Annotated in this window: 20 protein-coding genes; 13 read left to right on the plus strand and 7 right to left on the minus strand. The window is 66.1% G+C overall.

The window, feature by feature from the left end; genetic code table 11:
• Positions 1-144: 144 nt before the first annotated feature.
• The 3 genes from WC555_RS08685 to ppk2 form a co-directional block, all read right to left on the minus strand.
• Positions 145-771: an RNA polymerase sigma factor gene (locus tag WC555_RS08685; RefSeq protein ID WP_246331797.1), complete on the minus strand. Its 627-nt coding sequence runs from the start codon at positions 769-771 to the stop codon at positions 145-147.
• Between the two features lie 142 nt (positions 772-913).
• A complete protein-coding gene (locus tag WC555_RS08690) occupies positions 914-1,432 on the minus strand; it encodes a ParB-like protein (RefSeq protein ID WP_373252905.1) in 519 nt (172 codons plus the stop codon).
• 130 nt (positions 1,433-1,562) lie between these two features.
• The gene (gene ppk2, locus WC555_RS08695; RefSeq protein WP_183197591.1) at positions 1,563-2,342 is read right to left on the minus strand and encodes a polyphosphate kinase 2; all 780 of its coding nucleotides are present in this window, start codon (positions 2,340-2,342) and stop codon (positions 1,563-1,565) included.
• A gap of 732 nt (positions 2,343-3,074) precedes the next feature.
• Between ppk2 and WC555_RS08700 the strand changes: the two genes are divergently transcribed.
• The 10 genes from WC555_RS08700 (at position 3,075) to WC555_RS08745 (ending at position 16,613) form a co-directional block, all read left to right on the plus strand.
• A complete protein-coding gene (locus WC555_RS08700; protein ID WP_183197589.1) occupies positions 3,075-4,388 on the plus strand; it encodes a cyclopropane-fatty-acyl-phospholipid synthase family protein in 1,314 nt (437 codons plus the stop codon).
• A 319-nt stretch (positions 4,389-4,707) separates the two neighbouring features.
• Entirely contained in the window at positions 4,708-5,793 is a 1,086-nt protein-coding gene (locus WC555_RS08705; RefSeq protein WP_183197587.1) for a type II glyceraldehyde-3-phosphate dehydrogenase, read from the plus strand.
• 87 nt (positions 5,794-5,880) lie between these two features.
• Positions 5,881-8,310: a cation-translocating P-type ATPase gene (locus WC555_RS08710; protein ID WP_183197585.1), complete on the plus strand. Its 2,430-nt coding sequence runs from the start codon at positions 5,881-5,883 to the stop codon at positions 8,308-8,310.
• On the plus strand, positions 8,307-9,581 hold the full coding sequence (locus WC555_RS08715) for an MFS transporter (RefSeq protein ID WP_373252906.1): 1,275 nt from the start codon (positions 8,307-8,309) through the stop codon (positions 9,579-9,581). The genes WC555_RS08710 and WC555_RS08715 overlap by 4 nt, the downstream gene beginning before the upstream one ends.
• Before the next feature lie 93 nt (positions 9,582-9,674).
• Positions 9,675-10,136, plus strand: coding sequence for a DUF305 domain-containing protein (locus tag WC555_RS08720; protein WP_230307565.1), 462 nt, complete (start codon positions 9,675-9,677; stop codon positions 10,134-10,136).
• Between the two features lie 80 nt (positions 10,137-10,216).
• Positions 10,217-10,711 (plus strand): pyridoxamine 5'-phosphate oxidase family protein, encoded by a 495-nt coding sequence (locus WC555_RS08725; RefSeq protein WP_373252908.1) that lies wholly within the window; start codon positions 10,217-10,219, stop codon positions 10,709-10,711.
• Positions 10,708-11,157: a hypothetical protein gene (locus WC555_RS08730; RefSeq protein WP_373252909.1), complete on the plus strand. Its 450-nt coding sequence runs from the start codon at positions 10,708-10,710 to the stop codon at positions 11,155-11,157. The genes WC555_RS08725 and WC555_RS08730 overlap by 4 nt, the downstream gene beginning before the upstream one ends.
• 196 nt (positions 11,158-11,353) lie before the next feature.
• Positions 11,354-13,735, plus strand: a complete 2,382-nt coding sequence (locus WC555_RS08735; RefSeq protein ID WP_373252927.1) for a xylulose 5-phosphate 3-epimerase — start codon at positions 11,354-11,356, stop codon at positions 13,733-13,735.
• The gene (locus WC555_RS08740) at positions 13,732-15,090 is read left to right on the plus strand and encodes an MBL fold metallo-hydrolase RNA specificity domain-containing protein (protein WP_373252910.1); all 1,359 of its coding nucleotides are present in this window, start codon (positions 13,732-13,734) and stop codon (positions 15,088-15,090) included. The genes WC555_RS08735 and WC555_RS08740 overlap by 4 nt, the downstream gene beginning before the upstream one ends.
• Positions 15,087-16,613, plus strand: a complete 1,527-nt coding sequence (locus WC555_RS08745) for a thymidine phosphorylase family protein (protein WP_373252911.1) — start codon at positions 15,087-15,089, stop codon at positions 16,611-16,613. The genes WC555_RS08740 and WC555_RS08745 overlap by 4 nt, the downstream gene beginning before the upstream one ends.
• Here WC555_RS08745 and WC555_RS08750 read toward each other — a convergent pair.
• The 3 genes from WC555_RS08750 to WC555_RS08760 all read right to left on the minus strand — a co-directional run bounded on the left by WC555_RS08750 (position 16,571) and on the right by WC555_RS08760 (position 18,336).
• Positions 16,571-17,155, minus strand: a complete 585-nt coding sequence (locus WC555_RS08750; RefSeq protein ID WP_325740744.1) for a sigma-70 family RNA polymerase sigma factor — start codon at positions 17,153-17,155, stop codon at positions 16,571-16,573. The two genes, WC555_RS08745 and WC555_RS08750, sit on opposite strands and share 43 nt — an antisense overlap.
• A 381-nt stretch (positions 17,156-17,536) precedes the next feature.
• Positions 17,537-18,196, minus strand: coding sequence for an isoprenylcysteine carboxylmethyltransferase family protein (locus WC555_RS08755; RefSeq protein WP_154725716.1), 660 nt, complete (start codon positions 18,194-18,196; stop codon positions 17,537-17,539).
• Between the two features lie 11 nt (positions 18,197-18,207).
• Positions 18,208-18,336, minus strand: coding sequence for a DUF2933 domain-containing protein (locus WC555_RS08760; RefSeq protein ID WP_230307571.1), 129 nt, complete (start codon positions 18,334-18,336; stop codon positions 18,208-18,210).
• Here WC555_RS08760 and WC555_RS08765 point away from each other — a divergent pair.
• From WC555_RS08765 to WC555_RS08775, 3 genes are read left to right on the plus strand one after another with little or no spacing between them, the layout of a single operon-like run.
• Positions 18,277-18,549 carry a hypothetical protein gene (locus tag WC555_RS08765; protein WP_230307572.1) on the plus strand — a complete coding sequence of 91 codons (273 nt, stop codon included), beginning with the start codon at positions 18,277-18,279 and terminating at the stop codon, positions 18,547-18,549. The two genes, WC555_RS08760 and WC555_RS08765, sit on opposite strands and share 60 nt — an antisense overlap.
• Positions 18,550-18,601: 52 nt before the next feature.
• Positions 18,602-19,816 carry an acetate/propionate family kinase gene (locus WC555_RS08770; protein ID WP_305758998.1) on the plus strand — a complete coding sequence of 405 codons (1,215 nt, stop codon included), beginning with the start codon at positions 18,602-18,604 and terminating at the stop codon, positions 19,814-19,816.
• 49 nt (positions 19,817-19,865) lie between these two features.
• On the plus strand, positions 19,866-21,224 hold the full coding sequence (locus WC555_RS08775; protein WP_373252913.1) for a hypothetical protein: 1,359 nt from the start codon (positions 19,866-19,868) through the stop codon (positions 21,222-21,224).
• Here the strand turns inward: WC555_RS08775 and WC555_RS08780 are convergent.
• The gene (locus tag WC555_RS08780) at positions 21,209-21,733 is read right to left on the minus strand and encodes a hypothetical protein (RefSeq protein WP_304881369.1); all 525 of its coding nucleotides are present in this window, start codon (positions 21,731-21,733) and stop codon (positions 21,209-21,211) included. The genes WC555_RS08775 and WC555_RS08780 overlap by 16 nt on opposite strands.
• Positions 21,734-21,825 lie beyond the last annotated feature (92 nt).

Here is a 21,825-nt window from a genome sequence, read left to right on the forward strand (position 1 = left end):
TGGCAGAGCCATCAGAATCGTTCAGGTCATAGGTTCCCGATTCCGTGCCACATGACCAACAGATCGAGCCGTTGAAGTTTCCCGACCGGTGCGGTATATGCGTGGGGAAGCGGTTGTTGAATGATTAGCGCGGTGTAGGGTCTTTCATGACTGACTAATCTTCTCGACCCGGCTATTTCCTTGGCGGATGTCGTGGATGTGCTGACCCGTGTCACACTGACAGTCTAGGTAACCGTGCTCCGGACAGGTCAGGCAGACATCCTCCAGGCGAGTCTTGAGCGCCCGGCGGGCGCGGTGGAGTTTGACATTGACGTTGTTCAAGTTGAGTCCAACGCTCACGGCGACCTGATCGCGCGGCTCACCAAGCAGATCGATGCGCCAAATAAGGTCGCTATAATCCGCCTTGATCGTCGGCAGGAGTCGATAGAGACAGTGGCAAACGGCCGCGTCAATTTCGTCGTCGGGTTCGCCGACAAAATCTTCCATCTCACTGGGTTCGCGGAGCGTTTCTTTGCGGCGCGACGTCCGACGATAATGGTCAATGAGCGTGGTGGCTAGAACCCGGCTCAACCAGCCACGCAAGGACTGGATGTCTCGCAGGTCGCCGGCGCGCCTCAGCGCACGTTCCATGAAGTCCTGCAGAACTTCCTCGGCGTCCGCTTGATTGCTGACGCGCCGGCGCAGGAACATCAGAAAAGCGCGATGGCATTCGACCAATTCTTGTCGCACAGCGGCGTCGGTGACATTGGCCACATCTTTGGCGTCATCCAACGAAAAATCTGACTCGTCACTCGGCATTGTCTTCAACAATTCTCGCACCACCTGAACACTGACGCACTGCCAAGCTTACTGGTGCGCCCTTTCTCGCGAAAGGGACAAACCTCCTCAATGGAAAAATCTTCGATCCTTTTGTCTACCCAAAGGAACCAGGAAGGCCAGCGGCTTCCGGGCGGCGAGCAAGTTGCAGCGCGGTCTCAACTGCCGTCTCGAAATCTCGCTCCACTAGCGCCTGAGCAATGTGCGTTCGAAGGTGATCGGCCCAGCGGAACTCGCTAAAGAGGCCTGCGGACTTGCTAAATCCACCCTGGTGGCGGAGGGCGCTGGCCAGGCTTCGAAAAGGATCATCACCAAGCTCCACCAAGCGTTCTGGCATGTGGCGGAAAGCGCGCCGTTGGCCGTTGGCATCATAAGGTCGGCACCAACCAAGGTGATCCATCCGTCGCCAAAAAGCAGCGTGAGGCAGGTGCTGCAGGTCCTCAACAATATGAACCTCTGCGACCGTTTCGCCCTGCTGTTGTCGGGCGCACAAGCTATGGTGACAGTCTAGGACATAGGCGCTGCCCTTTGGGCCGATCACTGCCGGGGCGCTCCTTGCCGCGGTTCCGAGGCCTCGTCGGCGTTTTTCCGCAACTTCGCGCCAGCCGACAGTCATTTGGGTCGGCCGAAGTAGCGCGAGGGGCCAAAGATATCGGTCCGCGCCGAGCCGCACGGGGCGCGCGAGCGAACTGGACAGCGCCAGCGACTCGGCTGGCTTTAGAGCACAGGATGGCACGAGCGCCGTCTTACTTGGCCAGCCCGTCGGGGTCGTGATAGTTCGAGATGACCATAGGATCGGCCGGCGGGCTGTCCTTTCCCTCGAACTCGAAGCGCGAGACCAAGTCGCGAATGAGCGCCACCCGTACGGCGCGCTTGTCATCGGCCCTGACGATGGTCCAGGGCGAGATAAGCGAATTGGTGCGGGCCAGCATGACGTCGCGCGCGGCGGTGTAGTCGTCCCATCGCTTGATCGCGACACGATCAATGTCGCTCTTCTTCCACTGGCTCAAGGGATCCTCCGCCCGCGCGCGTAGGCGTTGGCGTTCTTCATCCTTGGAGACGTCCAGATAGTATTTGATGAGTTTGACGCCGCAATGGTCGAGGAGGTTCTCGAACAACGGTGTGGTGATCAGGAATTCTTCGTATTCCTCGTCGGTGCAAAAACCCATGACGTGTTCGACGCCGGCGCGGTTGTACCAACTGCGGTTGAACAGGGCCATCTCGCCCGACACTGGCAGGTGCGCCACATATCTCTGGAAATACCAGGCGCGCCGCTCACGATCAGAAGGGGGATCGAGCGCAACCACCCGGGTTTCGCGAGGGCTGAGATGGCGGATGATCCGTTTGATCGCCCCATCCTTTCCTGAGGCGTCCCGGCCTTCCAGCACTACCAGCACCTTCAGGCCGTCCCGGATGATCTGGTTCTGCAGGCGGGTCAGCTGAATTTGAGCCGCCTTTAGGTCTGCCTTGTAGGTGGATTTTTCCGATACTTCCGTCTTCGTCTTCGTCTTCGTCTTCGTACTCATGGCAATGGGCCCCAATCGGTCATTTGGCTGGCACCAGCGCGCTGCCTGAAGGGTAAGACGCCTGCGAACCGGCAGGCTTACACTCGGTCGTCGGCTGGAGTGGAGGCCTTCTGTTGAGGCAGGCATGCTCGGGCTGCCCGTCGAGCCCGGAGCCACCTTAATCCTGCTCGTTTGGTGTCTCTTAGCGAGCCAACGTGTTGATGCGGCGAATCCTATAACTGACTGTTGCAGCAGCTTTCAGTCGTCTGCCTGCTTGATCCTCGGTACATTTGAACTGCCGCGCCAATGCCGATCGCATTGAACCTTCGAGGAGCGCTCGGTTAGCGTTCTGGCGTAGGCCGTCGAGGTCAATCATCCGAGCTCCGAGTGCTCGAGGTCGGGGTGGATCATCTGCTCCCCGGCCTCTAGCGCCGAGTGGAGGACGTTCTCAGGGGCAGGTCAGGTTCCCAAAGGACTGATCGTTTACAAGCTGTTCGAATACGGTCGGCGAATCCTCTTCAAAAAGAGGACGGGGTGTTCCTGTCGGACAGCCAACAATTGAGAGCCGAAAAGTCCACGGCATCGTAGGTTGCGAAATGGCCCAGGCCGCTTGAATGCCCAGGACCGTTTGTGACTCGCCCCGCGATTTCGCTCCAACGATTTTTGCTTACCGCGACTGTAATGCACCGGTGATTCCGCCGTCTGATTAGTGAAATCCCGTCGCCGATCCGACAGTCAAGGAGAGACCACCTGATGCTGAAAAGAGCCCTGCGCGCTGTCTTGCCAGATCGGGCTGCCTTCACTGTGCTGGCCCAGGTGCTGGAACGGGCGGTTCAATACGGTACGCTCGTCGTCGTCGATCCCTGGGAGGGGCGCCATGTCTTCGGGACGGGCGAGGCACCGTTCGTGACCGTGCGGCTGACCAATCCCCACGAACCGGCCCGATTGCTCGCCAGCCCCAGTCTTCGGGCGGGCGAAGCCTATATGGACGGCGGCCTCCTCGTGCAGGAAGGCACGTTGCGCGACTTTCTCCTTATCGCGGTCGCCGCGGCCGAGACATTGACCAAGGAGGCTCAGACGGTTCGCGCTTTCGCCGCGCCGGTCCAGAAGCTTCAGCGCCGCAATCCGGTCGAGCGCGCGCGCGTCAATGTCGCTCATCACTACGACCTGTCGAAAGAGCTCTACAAACTCTTCCTCGACGACGACCTTCAGTATTCCTGCGCCTATTTCCAGACTGGCGATGAAACCCTCGACGAGGCGCAGTTCAAGAAGAAGCGGCACATCGCTGCGAAGCTCTGCCTCGAACCTGGTGCTCGCGTTCTCGACATCGGTTCGGGATGGGGAGGGCTCGCGCTCGACCTTGCGCGGCGTCATGGGGTCGAGGTCGATGGACTCACCCTGTCGCAGGAGCAACTGGCTGTTGCGCAAGAGCGCGTACACGACGAGGGAATGGATGATCGCGTGCGATTTCATCTGCAAGATTATCGACATTCGTCAGGCACTTTTGATCGAATTGTCTCCGTCGGCATGTTCGAACATGTCGGGGAACCGCATTTCAGCGAATTTTTCGACGTGATCCGTTGCCGGCTCGCGCCGGATGGCTTGGCCGTGATCCACGCGATCGGCCACCGCAATCCACCGGGCGACGCCGACCCCTGGCTCGACAAGTACATTTTCCCGGGCGGCTATTGCCCATCGCTGTCTGAGGTATTGGCCAGTGTTGAGAAGAGCGATCTGTGGGTGACTGACGTGGAGATTCTGCGGCTGCATTATGCCGAGACCCTGCAGCGCTGGTCTGAACGCTTCCAGGCCCGGCGCGCACAAGCCGCCGCCCTCTATGACGAGCGGTTTTGCCGGATGTGGGAATATTATCTCGCCGTCTGCGAAGCTGGGTTCCGCGTCGGTGGCCTAATGGTGTTCCAGATTCAGTTGGCGCGGCGAGTGTCCGCCGCTCCCCTTACACGAGACTATATGTTTGATGCGGAGCAATTCCACACCTCCAAATCAACTGGCCAAAAAACCAATACTGCCCCATCCAGCGCCACCTTGAAGCAAGTCGATCCATGAGGGCACTTGAACAGATCCGAGTAAGCGTCATCGAATTCGACGTGTTTCGCAAATATGTAGTATACACTATAGCGCCCCCAAGGGAGGCGCTCCGGAAAGATTTTGCGAACTTGAGCGCTGAATTGCGACTTAAGATGACCGCAGTCAGAATCCGCAGATCTCTAGCCACGATGTGGTGTCTTCGATCATATGCGTCCGACATCCCGTCCCATCCGACATCGTTCCAGACTTTCATGCGCTGGCGCGGCTACGCCTTGATGTGCATCAATGCGCGGCCGGTTCGTCGCCTGTTTTGTGATCGAACTGGAGAGGTGTTGCCATGACCAGACCAACCCGGGTCGCCGTGAATGGATACGGCGTAATCGGCAAACGGGTCGCCGATGCGGTCCGGGCCCAGAAGGACATGACCCTGGTGGGGGTCGCAGACGTCACGACCGACTGGCGCACCCGTGTCCTTCAGGATTCGGGCGTGCCGCTGTTCGCCGCCACAGCCCAGGCGCTGGATGAGCTCCACGTGGCGGGCGCGCCGACTGCCGGCCGCCTGGACGATCTGTTGGACGAGGTCGATGTCATCATTGACTGCACGCCCAAGCACGTGGCGGCGGACAACGTTCCCCTCTACCGAGCCCGGGGCCTGAAGTTCATCCTTCAGGGGGGAGAGAAGCACGCGGTCACCGGCCATTCCTTCGTCGCGGAGGCCAATTTCGAGACGGCGGTCGGGCGCCAGTCGACCCGGGTGGTCTCCTGCAACACCACAGCGACGGTGCGGACGCTGGGTGCCCTCAAGCGCGCGGGATTGCTCCTCCGGGCCCGCGGCGTCCTGCTTCGACGCGCGACTGATCCGTGGGAAAGCCACCTGGGCGGCATCATGAATACCCTCGTTCCGGAGCCCGAAATCCCCAGTCACCAGGGTCCCGACGCCCAAACCGTCGATCCGGACCTCGATGTGGTGACCATGGCGGTCAAGGTGCCGGAGACCATCGCCCACCTGCACTACTGGTCGGTCCAGATGACCCGACCGGCGGCCAAGGAGGAGGTGCTCGACGCCTTCCGATCCTCGTCACGCATCCTGCTGATGAAGGACGAGTATGGTCTGGACGCCCTCAATGCCGTCAAGGAGCTGATGGCGGATCGGGGCCGATCCCGCAGCGACCTCCATGAGGTGGCGCTCTGGGCCGACATGCTCACGGTGCAGGGCGATGAACTCTTCTACGCCTATATGGTCGACAATCAGGCGATCGTCGTGCCGGAAACCATCGACGCCATAAGGGCGCTCGACGGACGCGAGACGTCGGGCCGCCGGTCGATCGCCGCGACGGATCTGGCCATGGGGATCGACAACGACCTGTTCGCCGGGAAGCGGGTCTGGACGTCGGAGACGCCGCTGCCCGAGGTGGATTTGTAACGAGAGCCGGGTCGTCGCCGTCAGAGAGGGCGAAGACAATCGAGCGGGGTGTCCTTCGGACGTCCCGTCACCAGTCAGAAAGCAGCCATGACCACCCGCACACTCGACGTCGGCAATCTGTTCTCCGTCCTTGGCGCGCGCGGGATAGAGCGACAACTGCGCCGCATCGACGGCGTCGGCCGCGTGTCGGTGAACCCGGTGTCCGGCTCCACGACGGTCGCCTATGACGCGGCCAGGACCAGCCTGTCCGATATCAGGGCGGCCATCGAGGCCTGCGGCTTTCACTGCGCCGGCGAGGCCCTGCCCAAACATGTTTGCCAGGACCACCCGGCGCCGGCCAAAGGCGCCCCGGAGCCGGGCGGATCCGCAGCCGCCGCAGCGCATCGAGGGCATTCCGGGAGCGCATCCGCCGAGGTGAAGCCCGTCGCGAAGAAGGGGAAAGACCCGGCGCACGGCAAGGCGCAGAAGGACGCCATGGCCCATGAAATGGGCCATGGATCCGGCAAGGACATGCAGTCGATGGTGCGCGACATGCGCAACCGCTTCTGGATCGCTCTGGGCTTCAGCCTGCCCATCTTCGCCTTCTCGCCGATGGGCATGGACTTTATCCGGGTTCCGCCCCCGTTCGGTCTGAGGCTGGACCTCGTCCTGTTCATTCTGGCCAGCGGCGCGATCCTCTATCCGGTCTGGCCGTTCGTCGTCGCGGCCTGGCGCTCGCTTCGGAGCGGCGTCGCCAACATGGCGGTGCTCGTCGTCCTAAGTGTGGGCACGGGCTATTTCTTCAGCGTCGGATCGACCTTCATCTACGGCGGCCAGCAGTTCTACGAAGCATCGTCCATCCTGCTGGTCTTCATCCTGCTGGGTCACTGGCTTGAGATGCGCGCCAGGGCAGGCGCGTCTGAGGCCATCCGCGCCCTGATGGATCTGACCCCACCCATGGCCACCGTCCTGCGCGACGGCAAGGAACTGGAGCTGCCGACCGCCGAGGTCGTCTCCGGCGATACGGTCGTGATCCGCCCCGGCAACAAAATCCCGGTCGACGGAACCGTGCTCGAAGGGGCCTCGCTCGTCGATGAATCGATGCTGACCGGCGAGTCGATGCCGGTGGAAAAGAAGGTCGGCGACACCGTCATCGGCGCGACGATCAACAAGAGCGGCACGTTTCAGTACAGCGCCACCAAGGTCGGCGCGGACACCGCGCTCGCCCAGATCGTCAAGCTGGTCCAGGAAGCCCAGAACTCAAAGGCGCCGTCGCAACTGCTGGCGGATCGCGCAGCGCAATGGCTGGTCTGGGCCGCGATACTCGTCGGGCTGCTGACCTTCGTGGTCTGGTTCTGGGTCATCGGCCAGCCCCTGCTGTTCGCCGTCAGCCTGACGATAACCGTCTTCGTCATCGCCTGTCCCGATGCGCTGGGCCTGGCGACCCCGATGGCGATCATGGTCGGAACCGGGCTCGGCGCCATGAACGGCATCCTGTTCAAGAACGCGTCGGCGCTTGAGGACGCGACCAAGCTGGACGTCATCATCTTCGACAAGACAGGAACGCTGACGATGGGCCAGCCCGAGGTGGTCGATCTGGTGACGGCGGACGGCGCCACAGAGCATCAGTTGCTGGCCACGGCCGCGGCCGTGGAGGCCGGATCGGATCATCCCCTGGCCCAGGCCATCCTGCGCCGGGCGGCCAAGGTCAAGGCGCCCAAGGCGACGGGCTTCACCAATATCGATGGCAAGGGCGCTCGCGCCAGGATCGGCGGCAAGACCGTGCTGCTGGGCAACAAGCGGCTGATGACGGAGAACAAGATCGGCCTGGGCGAGCTCGGCGGCAAGTCCGAAGCGCTGCAGGGCGCCGGCCGGACCGTCGTTCACCTGGCCGTGGGCGGCAAGCTGGTGGGTCTGATCGCCATTGCCGACGCGGTGAGGCCGACGGCGATCGAAGCGGTCAAGGCCCTGCGCGCCCGGGGCGTCGAGGTCATCATGCTGACCGGGGACAACCAGGGTACGGCCGAACGGATCGCCAAGGGTCTGGGCATCGACCGCGTGTTCGCTGACGTCCTGCCCGGCGACAAGGCGAGCAAGGTCAAGGAACTCCAGGCCCAGGGCAAGAAGGTCGGCATGGTCGGCGACGGCGTCAACGACGCGCCCGCCCTGACCCAGGCCGATGTCGGCTTCGCGATCGGCGCCGGTACAGACGTGGCCATGGAAAGCGCCGACATCGTGCTGATGAGGAGTGATCCGTTCGACGTCGTGGGCGCCATCGAACTGTCGCGGGCCACGCTCAGGAAGATGCACCAGAACCTGTGGTGGGCGGTCGGTTATAATGTCATCGCCTTCCCGCTGGCGGCCGGCGTGTTCTATCCGTTCCTGCTCGGGCCGAGCATCGCCGCCATCGCCATGTCCGGCAGCTCGGCCCTGGTGGCGATCAACGCCCTGATGCTGAAGCGGACCAGGCTGACCGGCATCCGCCGCCCGGGCGAGGCGTCCAACCCGGCAGCGTCTCCCGGGGAGGCGGCGGCGTGAAACGCCGCGCTCAATCAAACCTCTCTCTCGCGGCGATGGCCGTGTTGATGGCGTCAGCCTTCACGGTGTCGATGGGCTTCGGAGTCGTCCTGCCCCTGCTGCCCTTCCTGATTGAACGCCTGCTTGGCGGGGGGGCTGAGGCAGGACAAATCTCCCGGGCGACAGGCTTGCTGACCGGCCTGTACATGCTGTCGCTGTTTCTCTTTGCGCCCATGTGGGGACGCCTGTCCGACAGGTATGGACGCCGTGTCGTCCTGCTGATCGGCCTGATCGGCTTCGGCGCCACCATGCTGGTCTTCGCCTTCGTCGAGAGCCTCGTCGCCGTCTACGCGGAGCGTGTCCTGAGCGGCCTGTTCGCCGCAGCCGTCACGCCGGTGGCGCTGGCCGCCATCGGAGATCTGGCGGCGACCGAAGAGGCGAGGGCGCGCCGCCTGACCTTCGTCAGCCTGGCGGGGATTTCGGGATTTCTACTGGGACCCATGCTGGGCGTCTTCATCGCTCGCGCCGGCGCCGACATGGTCGCGACCGCCGATCCGATGGCGTCGTTGACGTTTCCGCTGGCCGCGACGGCCGTTCTGGCGTTTGCCATCGCCGGCGCCGCCGTCTTCGCCCTGCCGCGAACCCGGCGCCAGGGTCGGCTCGCCAGTCCGGATCCCACCGTATCGCCGACAAGCCGATGGCTGATCCCCAATCTCCTGATCCTCGGGTTCATCGTCGCCGCCGGAGTCGGTGTATTCGAGGTCGGGCTGGCGCTGCGCGGGAAACAGGAACTGGGCATGACCCCCACCCAGATCGCCCTGATGTTCACGGAGTGCAGCCTGGTCATGCTCGTGGTGCAGGCCCTGGTGTTTTCGCCCTGGGTCAAACCCTCGACGACCCGCTGGCTGATCGCGCCGGCGCTGGCTGTCCTGGGGATCGGGCTGTTTCTGCTGCCGCGCGCCACCGATTTCAACCTGATGCTCGCGGTGATCGGCGCGGTGGCGGCCAGCGCCGGCATTCTGGCGCCGATCCTGACCTACTGGACCTCCAGCAAGGCCGGCGAGGCTCAAGGGGCGCAACTCGGCAAGCAGACAGCCGCTGCAAGCCTGGGGGCGGCCGTCGGTTCGGCGGCGGGAGGGTTGTTGTACGATGTCGCCTGGTTGCCCGACGCGTCATTCCTCATCATGGCCGCGGTGACCGGTTTGGGCGTTGTGCTCAGCCTCGGCTTGCCCCGGATGCTCGGCCAGCGCCGGCCGGCTGACAGTTCAGGCGCACCTCGCCTGGCGAACTGAACCAACGGCGCCGGTGTTCGTTGAAATGGCAGTCGCCGCGGTCCGGTCGTCACGTCCGGTTGGCTGGTGGCTCGATCCAAAGGATCCACCGCCATGTTCACCTTCACAGAACGGCCCGTCAGGCGGACCGCCATTGCCTTGTCGACGCTTTTCTTGCTCGCCGTCGCCGGGTGCGCCGCCACCGCGTCGGACTCCGGTATGGCGATGCCGGATCGGCCGATGGCCGGCATGAGCATGCCACAGTCAGCCTCGAGCAGCGGCATGATGGGCCAGGATCATGCGATGCCGCCGGGGATGAACATGCCTCGGACCGTCTTCTCCGAGGCCGAGATGGGCATGCACCGCGCCATGATGATGGCGACCGACGTGAACACACAGCGCACGTGGGCCCGCAAGATGATCGCCCACCACCGGGGGGCCATCGCGATGTCGCAGGCTCTGCTGGGAAGTGATGCCACCGATGCTGAAGCCCGCCGCATGGCTCAGGCGGTCATTGACGCGCAGACACGGGAAATCGCGGAACTCGAATCCTGGCTTGAGCGCCATCCCGGTTGAACTCTTGAGGGCGGTGCGGCGGTGTCCCGACACCCTCTGCCTTCGCGGTCCGACGCCCCTTGCAATCTGGAGGATTTGAGTTGGACCTTGAACAGAGGGAGTTGATCCTCTCCATTCTCAGCCGGGCAGACACCCTGACCGTGGCGACGGTCCGTGAGGACGGCTGGCCGCAGGCGACGGTCGTGAGTTTCGTGAACGACGACCTCGACCTCTATTTCGGGACGACTTTTCACTCGCAGAAGCTGGAAAACATCGCCCGGGACTCCCGGGTGTCCGCGACCGTCACCCCGGAGCATGGGCCGTCGAAACCCATCCAGGCGATCTCGCTCGCGGCGGTGGCGCAGCGGGTTACGGACCCCGGGGAGCTGTTGAACGTGGCTGGACTGGTTCTGAAGAAGTTTCCCCGACCGGGGCCTCCCGCGCCGGCTGGGGTGTTGGAGGGTGTGGCGGTCGTTCGCCTGCGCCCCACCATCGTCTCGCTTCTGGACTACAGCCGATCCTTTGGTCAGACGGATCTGATCGAGCTGGGTGACCGTCAAGCCTCGCCCGATCACCGGGACGAACGGCTTCCGTGACCGGGATGACGTTGCGCACGCTCGCGACGGGTGCGCTCGCCCTGGGGGGAATGATCCTCATCGGCATGGGACTCTGGTTCGTCTTCCTGCGACCGGCGCTGCTGCCTGAAGACGCCAGATACATGGGGTCCACCGTGGCGCAGATCCAGGACATCCTGCCCCGGCTGGCCCCGTGGCTCCGGCGCGTCTTCGGCGTGCTCGGGGGCTATATGCTCGCCACCGGTCTGCTGACCGTCCATGTCGCGATGACGACTTTCCGGTCCGCCCGGCCCGGGGCGACGATGGTCGCGGCCGTCTCGGGGCTGGTATCGATCGGCGGCATGGCGGTCGCCAACTTCGCCATCGACTCCGATTTCAAATGGCTGCTGTTGGCCTTCACCCTGCCGTGGGTGGTGGCCCTTGCGCTGTCCCGGGCCGACGCGAGGCGCATGGACCCAGGCGCATGAGCTGTCGCGGCGCGCCGGGCGTGGGCGATGAAAACCGGGATGTCAGGACCGGGGTCGGTCACTCAGGCGGCAGGCGCCGGTCCTGGAGCCGGTGATCCTGTCGGCCGTCTATCCGCCAGATGTAAGCGTTCCGGGGGGCGGGCGTCATATCTCCGGAGCGGGCACGGCGCCCGTCTGTTCGTGGCAAGGCGCTATCGTGTCGATCACCTGGGCTGAAACGTGGAAACCCGGCTATGGGCCTCTGGTCCGGCAAGCCGACACCGTCACGCGGATCGAGGACATGGCGCAGCGTCTCGTGCGCCGAGGCGTCTGGCCGGACGAGGAGTCGGTCTACCGTCTGGTGGCCGCCGCCGATCGGCTGGCGAGCGCCGGCATGTGGCTGGTGGCGCACATGACCTATGTACGCCGGGTGGATCTGTCCGGAGCGCCCTTGCCGACGGAAGCCTTCAAGGACTTGCCGGAGGGCCATACCGGCGGCTCGCTGAACATGGTCCCGGCCTTCGTCGGCTATTTGCTGGCGAACGCCCTGTCCGGCGTCACGCGGTCCTGGATCATGGGCCAGGGGCACTGCGTGGCTGCGATCGAGGCGGTCAACGCGCTGACCGGCGATGTCTCTGCCCGGCAAAAGGGTCGGTACAGCCGCTCGGACGCCGGCCTGTCCCAGCTCGTTTCGGACTTCTACAGCTACGCCATTGGCGCCGACGGCCGGCCCGCCGCGCCGCTTGGCAGCCATGCCGGGCCGGACACGGCCGGGGCCGTCTCGGAGGGCGGCTATCTCGGGTTCGCCGAGCTCGAATATGTCCATATGCCGCTGGCCGGCGAGAGTCTGGTCGCCTTCCTGAGCGACGGCGCCTTCGAGGAGCAGCGTGGCTCCGACTGGTCCCCGCGCTGGTGGCGGGCGGAGGACAGCGGCCTGGTGACGCCCCTCATGATCCTCAACGGGCGGCGCATAGAGGAGCGCACGGAGATCGCCCAGGACGGCGGCGCGGGCTGGCTCGAACGACACCTGCGCCTGAACGGTTTCGACCCGATCCAGATCGACGGTCACGATCCAGCCGCCGTGGCGTGGGCCATTCTCGACTCCGAGGAGCGATTGAAGCGCTTCACAGCGGAGCCCGACCGGGCCTATCCGGCGCCATTGCCCTATGTGATCGCCCGGGCGGTCAAGGGGTTCGGCTTTCCAGGCGCCGGGACGAACCGCGCCCACAATCTGCCACTGGACGGCGATCCTCGAACGGACGAGCAGGCGCGGGCGGCGTTCAACGCCGCGGCGGCGGCGCTGTTCGTACAGGGAAGCGAGCTCGACGCCGCCCTGGGGGTTCTCACGACCCACGACCTGCAGCGCCGGCCTTTGGAAAGCCGCCATCCGGCCGCGCGGCGCGCGCCGCCGCCGCCCGTGCGGCCCATTCCGGACTGGTCGGACACGGCGAGGTCCCCGATGGAGGCGATCGACGCCTGGTTCGTGGAATTCGTCGACGCCAACCCGGGCTTGCGCGTCCGCCTCGGCAATCCCGACGAGCTTCGCAGCAATGGCATGGGGCGTACGCTCGACCGGCTTGGCCACCGGGTGAACCGACCGGAACCCGGCGTTCCCGAGGCGATCGACGGGGCGGTGATCACCGCCCTCAATGAAGAGGCGGTGGCCGGCGCCGCGCTGGGCAACAAGGGCGGGCTCAATCTCATCGTCAGCTACGAAGCGTTTGCGGTGAAGATGCTGGGTCTCCTGCGCCAGGAGGTGATTTTCGCGCGCCATCAGCGCGAGAGCGGCCAGGTCCCGGGATGGCTCGCCGTCCCGTTGCTGGCCACATCCCACACCTGGGAGAACGGCAAGAACGAACAGTCGCACCAGGATCCCACGCTCGCCGAGGCCCTGCTCGGGGAGATGTCGGACACCGCCCGGGTGCTGTTCCCGGTGGACGCCAACAGCGCCGTCGCCGCGCTCCGCGGGGTCTACGGCCGGCGCGGAGAGGTCGCGTGCCTGATCACGCCCAAACGGACGCTGCCGCAGGTGCTCGACGGGGCCGCGGCCCAGGATCTTTGGGAGCGCGGCGCGGCGCTCATCGGCGGGGACCTGGACAGGGCCGAGATCCAGATCGTTGCGGTCGGCGCCTATCAGGCGCGGGAGGCGCTGGCGGCGGCTGCGCGACTCACGCATCATGGCCGCCGCGCCTGTGTCACGGCTCTGCTCGAACCGGGACGATTCCGGGCCCCGAGGGACGAGATCGAGGCGGCGCACGTGGTCTCGGCCGAGGCGCTGGAAGCGCTCTTTCCCCAACGCCTGCCCCGTCTGATCCTCACCCACACCCGCCCGGAGCCGATGCTCGGACTGCTGCGCCGCCTCGACGGAGGGCCCGAGCGCACCCGGGCGCTCGGCTACCTCAGCCGTGGCGGGACGCTCGACACCCCCGGCATGCTGTTCGCCAACCGCTGCACCTGGGCTCACGCCGCGGTCGCCTGTGCGGACCTCCTCGGCGCCGACGCGGCCGACGTCCTGACACCCGGGGAGATGGCCGCCGTCCGCGGCGAAGCACACCCCCGCATCCTGCAAATCTCACCCCCGGAAGGATCTCCATCGTGATCAGTCTCACCAGCCTCGGCGGCGCCGGCACCGTCACCGGATCAAAACACCTGCTGGAGGCCGATGGCCGCCGCATCCTGATCGACTGCGGCCTTTTCCAGGGCCTCAAGACCCTGCGCGAACAGAACTGGGCCCCCCTCCAGGTCGAGCCCTCAAGCATCGACGCGGTGGTCCTGACCCACGCCCACCTGGACCACTCCGGCTACCTGCCGAAACTGGTGAAGGACGGTTTTCGCGGGCCCATCCTGGCCAGCGCCGCGACGCGGGATGTCGCGGAGATCATCCTGCGCGACAGCGGCCATATCCAGGAGAAGGACGCCGAACAGGCCAACCGCTACGGCTACGGCAAACACAAGCCGGCCTTGCCGCTCTATGGCGTGCACGACGCCGAACGCGCGGTGGAGCGCTTTACCCCGATCGCGTTCCACACGTCGGTCCAGCTGCCGGGCGGAGCCAGCCTGACGCTGCGGCGCGCCGGGCACATCCTCGGCGCGGCCACCGCCGAGGTGACCTGGAACGGGACGAAGATCCTGTTTTCCGGCGATCTCGGCCGCTACGGCGACGCCACCATGGTCGATCCCGAGCCGGTGGCGGAGGCCGACTATGTGGTCGTGGAATCGACCTATGGCGACCGGCGCCACGACCCCCAGGACCCCACGGAAGCCCTCGGCGAGGTCATCGAACGCACCACCGCGCGCGGCGGGACCGTGGTCATTCCCACCTTCGCCGTCGGCCGGGCCCAGTCGCTGCTGTACCACATCTGGCGGCTGAAGCAGGCGGGGCGGATCGGCCTGACGCCGATCTATATGGACAGCCCCATGGCGATCAACGCCACCGACCTCCTGTGCGCGCACCTGGAGGACCACCGCATGCCGGCCGACGTGTGCGACGCCGCCTGCGGCATCGCCACCTATGTGCGCGATGTGGACGCCTCCAAGAAACTCACCGCCAGCCCCATGCCCAAGGTCATCCTTTCGGCCAGCGGCATGGCCACCGGCGGGCGGGTGCTCCACCATATCAAGGCCTTCGGCCCGGACCGGCGCAACACCATCCTGTTTTCAGGCTTCCAGGCGGCGGGAACCCGCGGGCGTTCGATGGTCGAGGGCGCCAAGGAGGTGAAGATCCACGGTCAGTGGGTTCAGGTCAAAGCGGAGGTGGCCAACCTGCCGATGCTCTCGGCCCACGCCGACTACGAGGAAATCCTGCGCTGGCTTTCCGGCCTCAAGCGACCGCCGCGCAAGACCTTCATCGTTCACGGCGAGCCCCATGCGGCGGACGCCCTGCGGGTCCGGATTCAGGACCGGCTCGGATGGGACTGCGTCATCCCGCAGATGATGGAGCGGCACGAGCTGTGAGCAAAGTGGTCAAGACTGCACCCCATGCGGCGGCGCCCCTCAAGGCGCGCCGCTTCGGCCTGTACGCCCAGCACGAGTCGATCGTGCTGATGCGGCGCGACTGCCACGTCTGCCGCTCCGAAGGCCTGTCGTCCCGCGCCCAGGTGGTGCTTTCGGCCGCCGGCCGGGAGGTCTACGCCACCCTGTACCAGATGGACGGCGACGTTCTCGGCCTCGACGAGGCGGCGCTCTCCGAAGAGGCCTGGCGGCAGTTGGCGGTGGCGCCGGGCGATCCCGTCGTCGTGCGACACGCTCCGGCCATCGAATCCATGTCCAGCGTTCGCCGCCGGATCTATGGAGCGCGGCTGGATGAGGCCGCGATCCGGGGTGTCGTCAGGGACGTGGCCGCCGGGCGATACACGCCGATCCATCTCGCGGCCTTTCTGACCGCGACATCGGTGCTGCCGATGGACGACGCCGAGACGGGGGCGCTGACCCGGGCCATGGTGGACGTCGGCGACCGCCTGAGCTGGCCGTCGGATATCGTCATGGACAAACACTGCATCGGCGGACTTCCCGGCAACCGCACGACGCCGATCGTCGTCGCCATCCTCGCCGCCTGCGGCCTGGTCACGCCCAAGACCTCCTCGCGGGCCATCACTTCACCGGCCGGCACGGCCGACACCATGGAGACCCTGGCGCCGGTCGATCTCGATCTGCCCGCCATGCGCCGCGTGGTGGAAGCCGAGAACGGCTGCGTCGTCTGGGGCGGGGCTGTGAAGCTCAGCCCGGTCGACGACATCTTTATCCGCGTGGAGCGGGTCCTCGACGTCGACACCGAAGGCCAGCTGATCGCCTCGGTCCTGTCCAAGAAGATCGCGGCGGGTTCCACCCATGTGGTGCTGGACATTCCCGTAGGCGCCACCGCCAAGGTGCGGACGAGAGAGGCGGCCGCGAAGTTGGCGCAACGGCTCGTCGAGATCGCGGCCCGGTTCGACCTGAAGGCCCTCTGCGTTCAGACCGACGGGGAGCAGCCGGTCGGCGTCGGCATCGGCCCGGCGCTGGAAGCGCTTGATGTCCTGGCGGTGCTGCAGAACCGACCCGAAGCGCCGCAGGACCTGCGCCAGCGCGCCTGCCTGCTGGCGGGCGCCGCGCTCGAACTTGCCGGCGTGGCGAAAGCCGGTCGGGGCGCCGAAGCGGCCGAGGCTGTTCTCGCTGATGGTCGCGCCTGGGCGCGATTTGAGCGGATCTGCGAGGCGCAAGGGGGCATGCGCACACCGCCCGTCGCGGCCCAGCGGGCGCCCATCCAGGCGACCCGATCCGGCCGCGTCATCCTCATCAACAACCGCCAGGTCGCTACGCTGGCCAAGCTGGCTGGCGCGCCTGAACGCAAGGCCGCCGGCGTCCAGATGCAGGTGCGCCTGGGCACGGAAGTCTCAGCGGGCCAGCCATTGTTGACGGTGCACGCCGAGACGGCGGGCGAACTCGCCTATGCGCTCGACTATGCGGCGTCGCATGGCGATATGATCGAGATCGAGGCCTGACCCGCCGTATCGACGGCTTGCCTCCACCGCGCCGCGAGGGCGCAGGGCTCCGGGCAGGCGCCGCAACGCGCCTGCATGCGTTCACGCAGCGCCGCCCGGGCGCGGTGGACCCGAACACCGATGTTGTTGGTGGTCAGCTGCATCTCGACGGCGATCACCTTCAGCGGCGTCTCCTGGAGCTCGGCGCGCCGCAGGAGCTGGGCGGTCTCCGGCCCCAGGTCGTCCAGTGCTCCCGCCAAGCATTGCAAAGCCCGGTCCAGACCCTCGGGCGCATCATCTGCGGCGGGTACAGGAAACTCCGACAGCATGGCCTCATTCAGCCGTGTACGGCTCGCATTGCGCCTGTAGCGGTCGAACAGGGCGTTGCGCAGCGCGATGCCGAGCCATGCATCAATCTTGCCGGGGTTGGTCAGGTGTCCTGCACCCTGGGTGGCCTTCAGGGCGAACTCCTGCAGAACGTCTTCGGCGTCTTCCTGGGACCGGAGGCGTCGCCTGAGGAAACGCAAATGGCCGGCCCGGCCCTTTCGAAGCCGGAGTTCCACGAGCTGGTGAATGTCCTCGGGACGGGCCGACGCCGGGACAAGGCGGATCGGAGCGCGCGCTGTCCCGGGCGCGGTCAATATGGAGGCGCAATTCAGGCTCATCTGACAAGTCCCGCTCTTCAACATGAAGGCAGGATCGGTCCGGAAATGTCGGCCGGGATTGCGATAGATCAAACGGTCAGATCAAGAATATTTGCAGCCGATATTCCGAGGGATTGTCCTTTGCGGCGCGTATTGGCTCTGTGAGCGAGGCAAGGCCGTCCGGCGAAAGCTGAAACGAATCCTGCGGTCGTGTGGTGAGCGCCCTTCGGATGCAGGCGGCGCCAATCGCCGACCTGTAATGGGCGTAGGGAGCTTTGAGATCGGGACCCGAACGGAATATCAGAGGCGGGAAGGCGCCGGGGCCGCCCGGGAGCGCAGCCGCGGAATGAAGGCCGGCGTGGCCCGCCTGTAGGTTGCGTACTCCGGGCCGAAGCGGGCTTCGGTCTCGCGTTCCTCGCTCCTTGCCAGCCGCCAGTACATGAAGACCAGGACCGGGAACATGCCCAGGGTGAGAACCGTCGGCCACTGCAACAGGAAGCCGAACATCACCAGGACGAAGCCGACGTATTGCGGATGGCGGATGGACCGATAGGGTCCGCTGGCGGCCAATGCGCCTTCCTGCTGAGCGCGATAGAGCACCGGCCAGGCCGCGGAGATGAGCCAGAAGCCGCCGCCGATGAAGGCGAAGCTGAGGATGTGGAAGGGTCCGAAATGGGGGTTCGCCCTCCAGCCGAACATCGTCTCCAGGAGGTGGCCGGCGTCGTGCGACCACCAATCGACGCCGGGGAAGCGCGTTTGCAGCCAGCCGGACAGGAAATAGAGGGTGAGCGGAAAGCCGTACATCTCGGTGAAGAGCGCCACCAGGAAGGCGCTGAAGGCGCCGAACGAGCGCCAGTCCCGGCCCGTCCTCGGCTTGAAGAAGGTGAAGGCGAAAAAGATGAAGAGGACCGAGTTCAGGATGACCAGGGACCAGAGGCCGTAGGCTTGCGGTTCGGGCATGGGAACCTCGCTCAGGATTGGTGCGGATGGGAGGAATCGGCGGCCGAAGGGCCCGGCGGTCCCTGACGATGCCCGCGCCCATGACCGCCGTGCATGGTCATGTGCAGCAGCGGGCAGAGCAGGATCAGGAGGAACGGCAGCCAGCCGAGGAGATGAACACGATGCTCCCCGATGAGCAGATAGGCCAACCCTGCGCCGAAGGCTGCGAAGGTGAGGAGATTCAGGATGCGTCCTGGTCGGTTCGAAGCCATGGGGCTGAATCCTTTCGGGAGAGACTGAACATCGCTGCCTGTCTGACGCCGCCGGCGGCAAAGTATTACGCCGCGGGCGGATCGCGGGAGAGGGCGGTGTGAGGCGGCCGGCGTGGTCGGGTCCGTAAGGGGCGAGGATTGGCTGCGTCAGGACGTGAACAGCACGCCCGGCGTGCGCCAGCCCGAGGTCAACGCCAGGATGCCGCCTGTCCTCGCCCTCAACGTCGGCTCCTCCACGGTCAAGTTCGGCGTGTTCGAAGCCGCCCGGGGACACCTTGCACCGGTGTTGCGGGGCCGGATCGAATCTAACGGCGCGGGTCGACGGCTCGTGAGCCAGGACGCCGCCGGCGGCGTCCTGTCCGAAACGCCCTGGGTCGCCGGGGGCGACGACGCGACGTCAGATCTGTTGCGTTGGGTGGAGGCGCGACTGGCCGGGCCCGTGGCCGCGGTCGGACATCGCGTGGTCCACGGCGGCCCCGACTTCAGCCAGGCGGTCGCCGCCTCCGAACCGGTTCTCGAGAGCCTTGAGGCCCTTGCCCCGCTTGCGCCCCTGCACCAGCAGCAAGGACTTGCGGGGGTCCGGGCGCTCCGCAAGGCGTGTCCCGATCTGCCTCAGGTCCTGACGTTCGATACCGCCTTCCATGGCGGTCACGAACCGGTGGCGGATCGGCTGGGTCTGCCCCGGCTCTGGGAAGCCAGAGGGCTTCGCCGCTACGGCTTCCACGGCCTGTCCTACGAGTCTGTGGCCGGACAGCTTGCGATGCTCGATCCGTCGATGGCTGAGGGACGCGTGGTTGCGGCCCATCTGGGTTCGGGCGCGAGCCTTTGCGCGCTGAGGAACGGCCGGAGCATCGACACCACCATGGGCGCCACGCCGCTCGACGGCCTGGTCATGGGCACGCGCTGTGGGAGCCTGGACCCTGGGGTGGTGCTCTATCTGCAGCAAGCCGGGGGCCTCGACGCCGCCGGATTGGTCGATCTGCTCTATCGGCGCTCCGGCCTGCTGGGCGTCTCGGGTCTCAGTGGCGACATGCGGGTTTTGCTGGAAAGCGACAGCCCGGCCGCGCGGGAGGCGGTCGATCTGTTCGTCTATCGGGCGGCGCGCGAGGTCGCGGCCCTGGCGGGGAGCCTGGAGGGTCTCGACGGTCTGGTCTTCACCGCGGGCATCGGCGAGAATTCGCCGCGGATCCGCGCGGAGACCTGCGCACGGCTCGCCTGGTTGGGGGTCGAACTCGACCCGGCCGCCAATCGTCGCGGTTCTGGACGCCTGAGCCCGGTCGGCGCTCCCGTCACCGTCCGGATGATCCGCACAGATGAAGAACGCGTGATCGCCCGCCACACGTCGCGGCTGCTCGGCCTTGACCGGTGACCCGGCGCGGTTCACGCCGGTTCGCCACCACAAGGAGGCCCGTTCATTGATGTCCGACCTGTCGCCCTCGGCCGGCTCCGTACGCGCAGACCAGCTGAACGGCGGCTGCTTCTGCGTGGGGGTGGATCAGACGGCCCTCGCGGCCGCGCTTGATCGTGAGACGGGGATCCCCGGATTTGCCGCGGACCTGGCGGAAACCCACCCCTGGCTGTTCGCGCGGTCCCCCGTCTTCCTGCCCGCGGAGACGCTCGACCGGATGATGGCCGTGGTCGCGGCCGCGGAAACGGCTGTAATGCTACCCGGCTATCGCGAGGCGGCGGCCGCATGGACGCCCCCGCTCGCACGTCGGGATCCCGGTCCTCATGGCGTCTTCATGGGGTATGACTTCCACGTCACGCCGTCCGGCCCCAAGCTCATCGAGATCAATACAAACGCCGGAGGCGCCTTCCTGAACGCGGTTCTCGCCCGCTCGCAGCAGATCTGTTGCGCCGGCGTCGTCGCCGGTGTCGAAGCGCCGGGACCCGCTGCGTTCCAGCAGCAGGTCGGCGAGATGTTTCGCGACGAGTGGCGGTTGCAGAATGGGCAGGGGACTCCCGCAACGGTGGCCATCCTCGATGATGATCCGCAGGCGCAGCCGCTTTACCCGGAGTTCAGGCTCGCCCAGGCCCAGCTTCGGGCGGCCGGCCTTGAAGCTCTGGTCGCGGACCCTCGCGATCTGACGATCGTAGGTGATGCGCTGATGCTCGGCGGCGTCCGGGTGGACATCGTCTACAATCGTCTCGTCGATTTTCTGCTGGAGCAGCCGACCCACGGGGTCCTGAGGCAGGCCTATGAGCGAGGCCTGGTGGTGGTCACGCCCAACCCGCACATCTATAGCCGCCTCGCGGACAAGCAGAACCTCACCCTGCTGTCCGACCCCGACAGCCTCCGCAGCTGGGGACTGGCGGCGGAGCCGGCCGCGGTTCTTGCGGCGGCCGTTCCCCGCACCGTCCTCGTACGGCCGGAAAACGCCGCCGAGCTTTGGGCGGACCGGCGCAACTGGTTCTTCAAGCCGGCCCGGGGCCACGCCAGCAAGGCGGCCTACCGCGGCGACAAACTCACCCGCCGGGTCTGGGAAGAGATCAAGAACGCCGCCTACGTCGCCCAGACCTATGCCGCTCCGGGAGAACGACGCATCCCGCCCGCTGCCGAGCCGGTCAGTCTGAAGGTCGATGTGCGCCTCTACACCTACGGGGGCAGGATGCTGCTCGCGGCCGCCCGGCTCTACCAGGGGCAGACCACCAACATGCGCACGCCCGGCGGTGGTTTCGCGCCGGTCCTCGTCCTGCCGGCAGCCGTGGCCGACATTGATGAGTGCCCCGGCGCCGTCAAACCGTCACCCGGCGCGGCCTGTCACGACCGTTCATAGGCGAAGACGGCCCTGACCGGATCATCACGCCGACCAGGGCGCGCCACGTGAAAGGTCAGCAGGTAGCGCCCGGGTCGCCGAAGCGAGACATAGCCGCCGTAGGTGGCGAAACCGTCCAGGGGCATGAGTTCCAGCGGGCCGGCTCCGGGGCCGGGGTTATGTGGCCCGCTGATGCTCAGGGACACCTCGGCGTCATCGATGCGCCGGTTTGTTGCGGCGTCGAACACAGCGAGCGTGACGTGATCGGTCCCCGAAGGCGGCCCGTCGTGCATCCCGGACTCGGGGTGGGACCGGGGGTGGGCGGCCACGGTCGCGCTATCGACCACGCCATACTCAAGTCGCAGCCCGTCAACGGTCTGGGATTGACCGTCAAAGGTCTGCGACTGGCCGTCCACGGTCTGCGAGGGGTCATGGGAGGGCTCGGCCTGGCAGGACGCCAGCGACAGCGCCCCAAAGACGCCCAGCAGGAACGGGCGCGCCCTGTGGCGCAAGGAGTGGACGACAGACATCTTCCGGCCTTTTCGCGGTGATCGGAACTGAACGCTCATCGATGAATGACGCGCGCCCGCGCGCCGACATTACAGGACTTCCGTCCCCACAC

Origin of the sequence: Brevundimonas sp. (assembly GCF_041648615.1) — a bacterium.
In the GTDB taxonomy this organism is placed as follows: domain Bacteria; phylum Pseudomonadota; class Alphaproteobacteria; order Caulobacterales; family Caulobacteraceae; genus Brevundimonas.

Coding starts and splice junctions, on each gene's coding strand:
- WC555_RS08720 (WP_230307565.1), top strand. CDS start 9,675: ATGTTCACCTTCACAGAACGGCCCGTCAGGCGGACCGCCATTGCCTTG.
- ppk2 (WP_183197591.1), bottom strand. CDS start 2,342: ATGAGTACGAAGACGAAGACGAAGACGAAGACGGAAGTATCGGAAAAA.
- WC555_RS08690 (WP_373252905.1), bottom strand. CDS start 1,432: ATGACTGTCGGCTGGCGCGAAGTTGCGGAAAAACGCCGACGAGGCCTC.
- WC555_RS08705 (WP_183197587.1), top strand. CDS start 4,708: ATGACCAGACCAACCCGGGTCGCCGTGAATGGATACGGCGTAATCGGC.
- WC555_RS08780 (WP_304881369.1), bottom strand. CDS start 21,733: ATGTCTGTCGTCCACTCCTTGCGCCACAGGGCGCGCCCGTTCCTGCTG.
- WC555_RS08710 (WP_183197585.1), top strand. CDS start 5,881: ATGACCACCCGCACACTCGACGTCGGCAATCTGTTCTCCGTCCTTGGC.
- WC555_RS08700 (WP_183197589.1), top strand. CDS start 3,075: ATGCTGAAAAGAGCCCTGCGCGCTGTCTTGCCAGATCGGGCTGCCTTC.
- WC555_RS08775 (WP_373252913.1), top strand. CDS start 19,866: ATGTCCGACCTGTCGCCCTCGGCCGGCTCCGTACGCGCAGACCAGCTG.
- WC555_RS08755 (WP_154725716.1), bottom strand. CDS start 18,196: ATGCCCGAACCGCAAGCCTACGGCCTCTGGTCCCTGGTCATCCTGAAC.
- WC555_RS08765 (WP_230307572.1), top strand. CDS start 18,277: ATGACCGCCGTGCATGGTCATGTGCAGCAGCGGGCAGAGCAGGATCAG.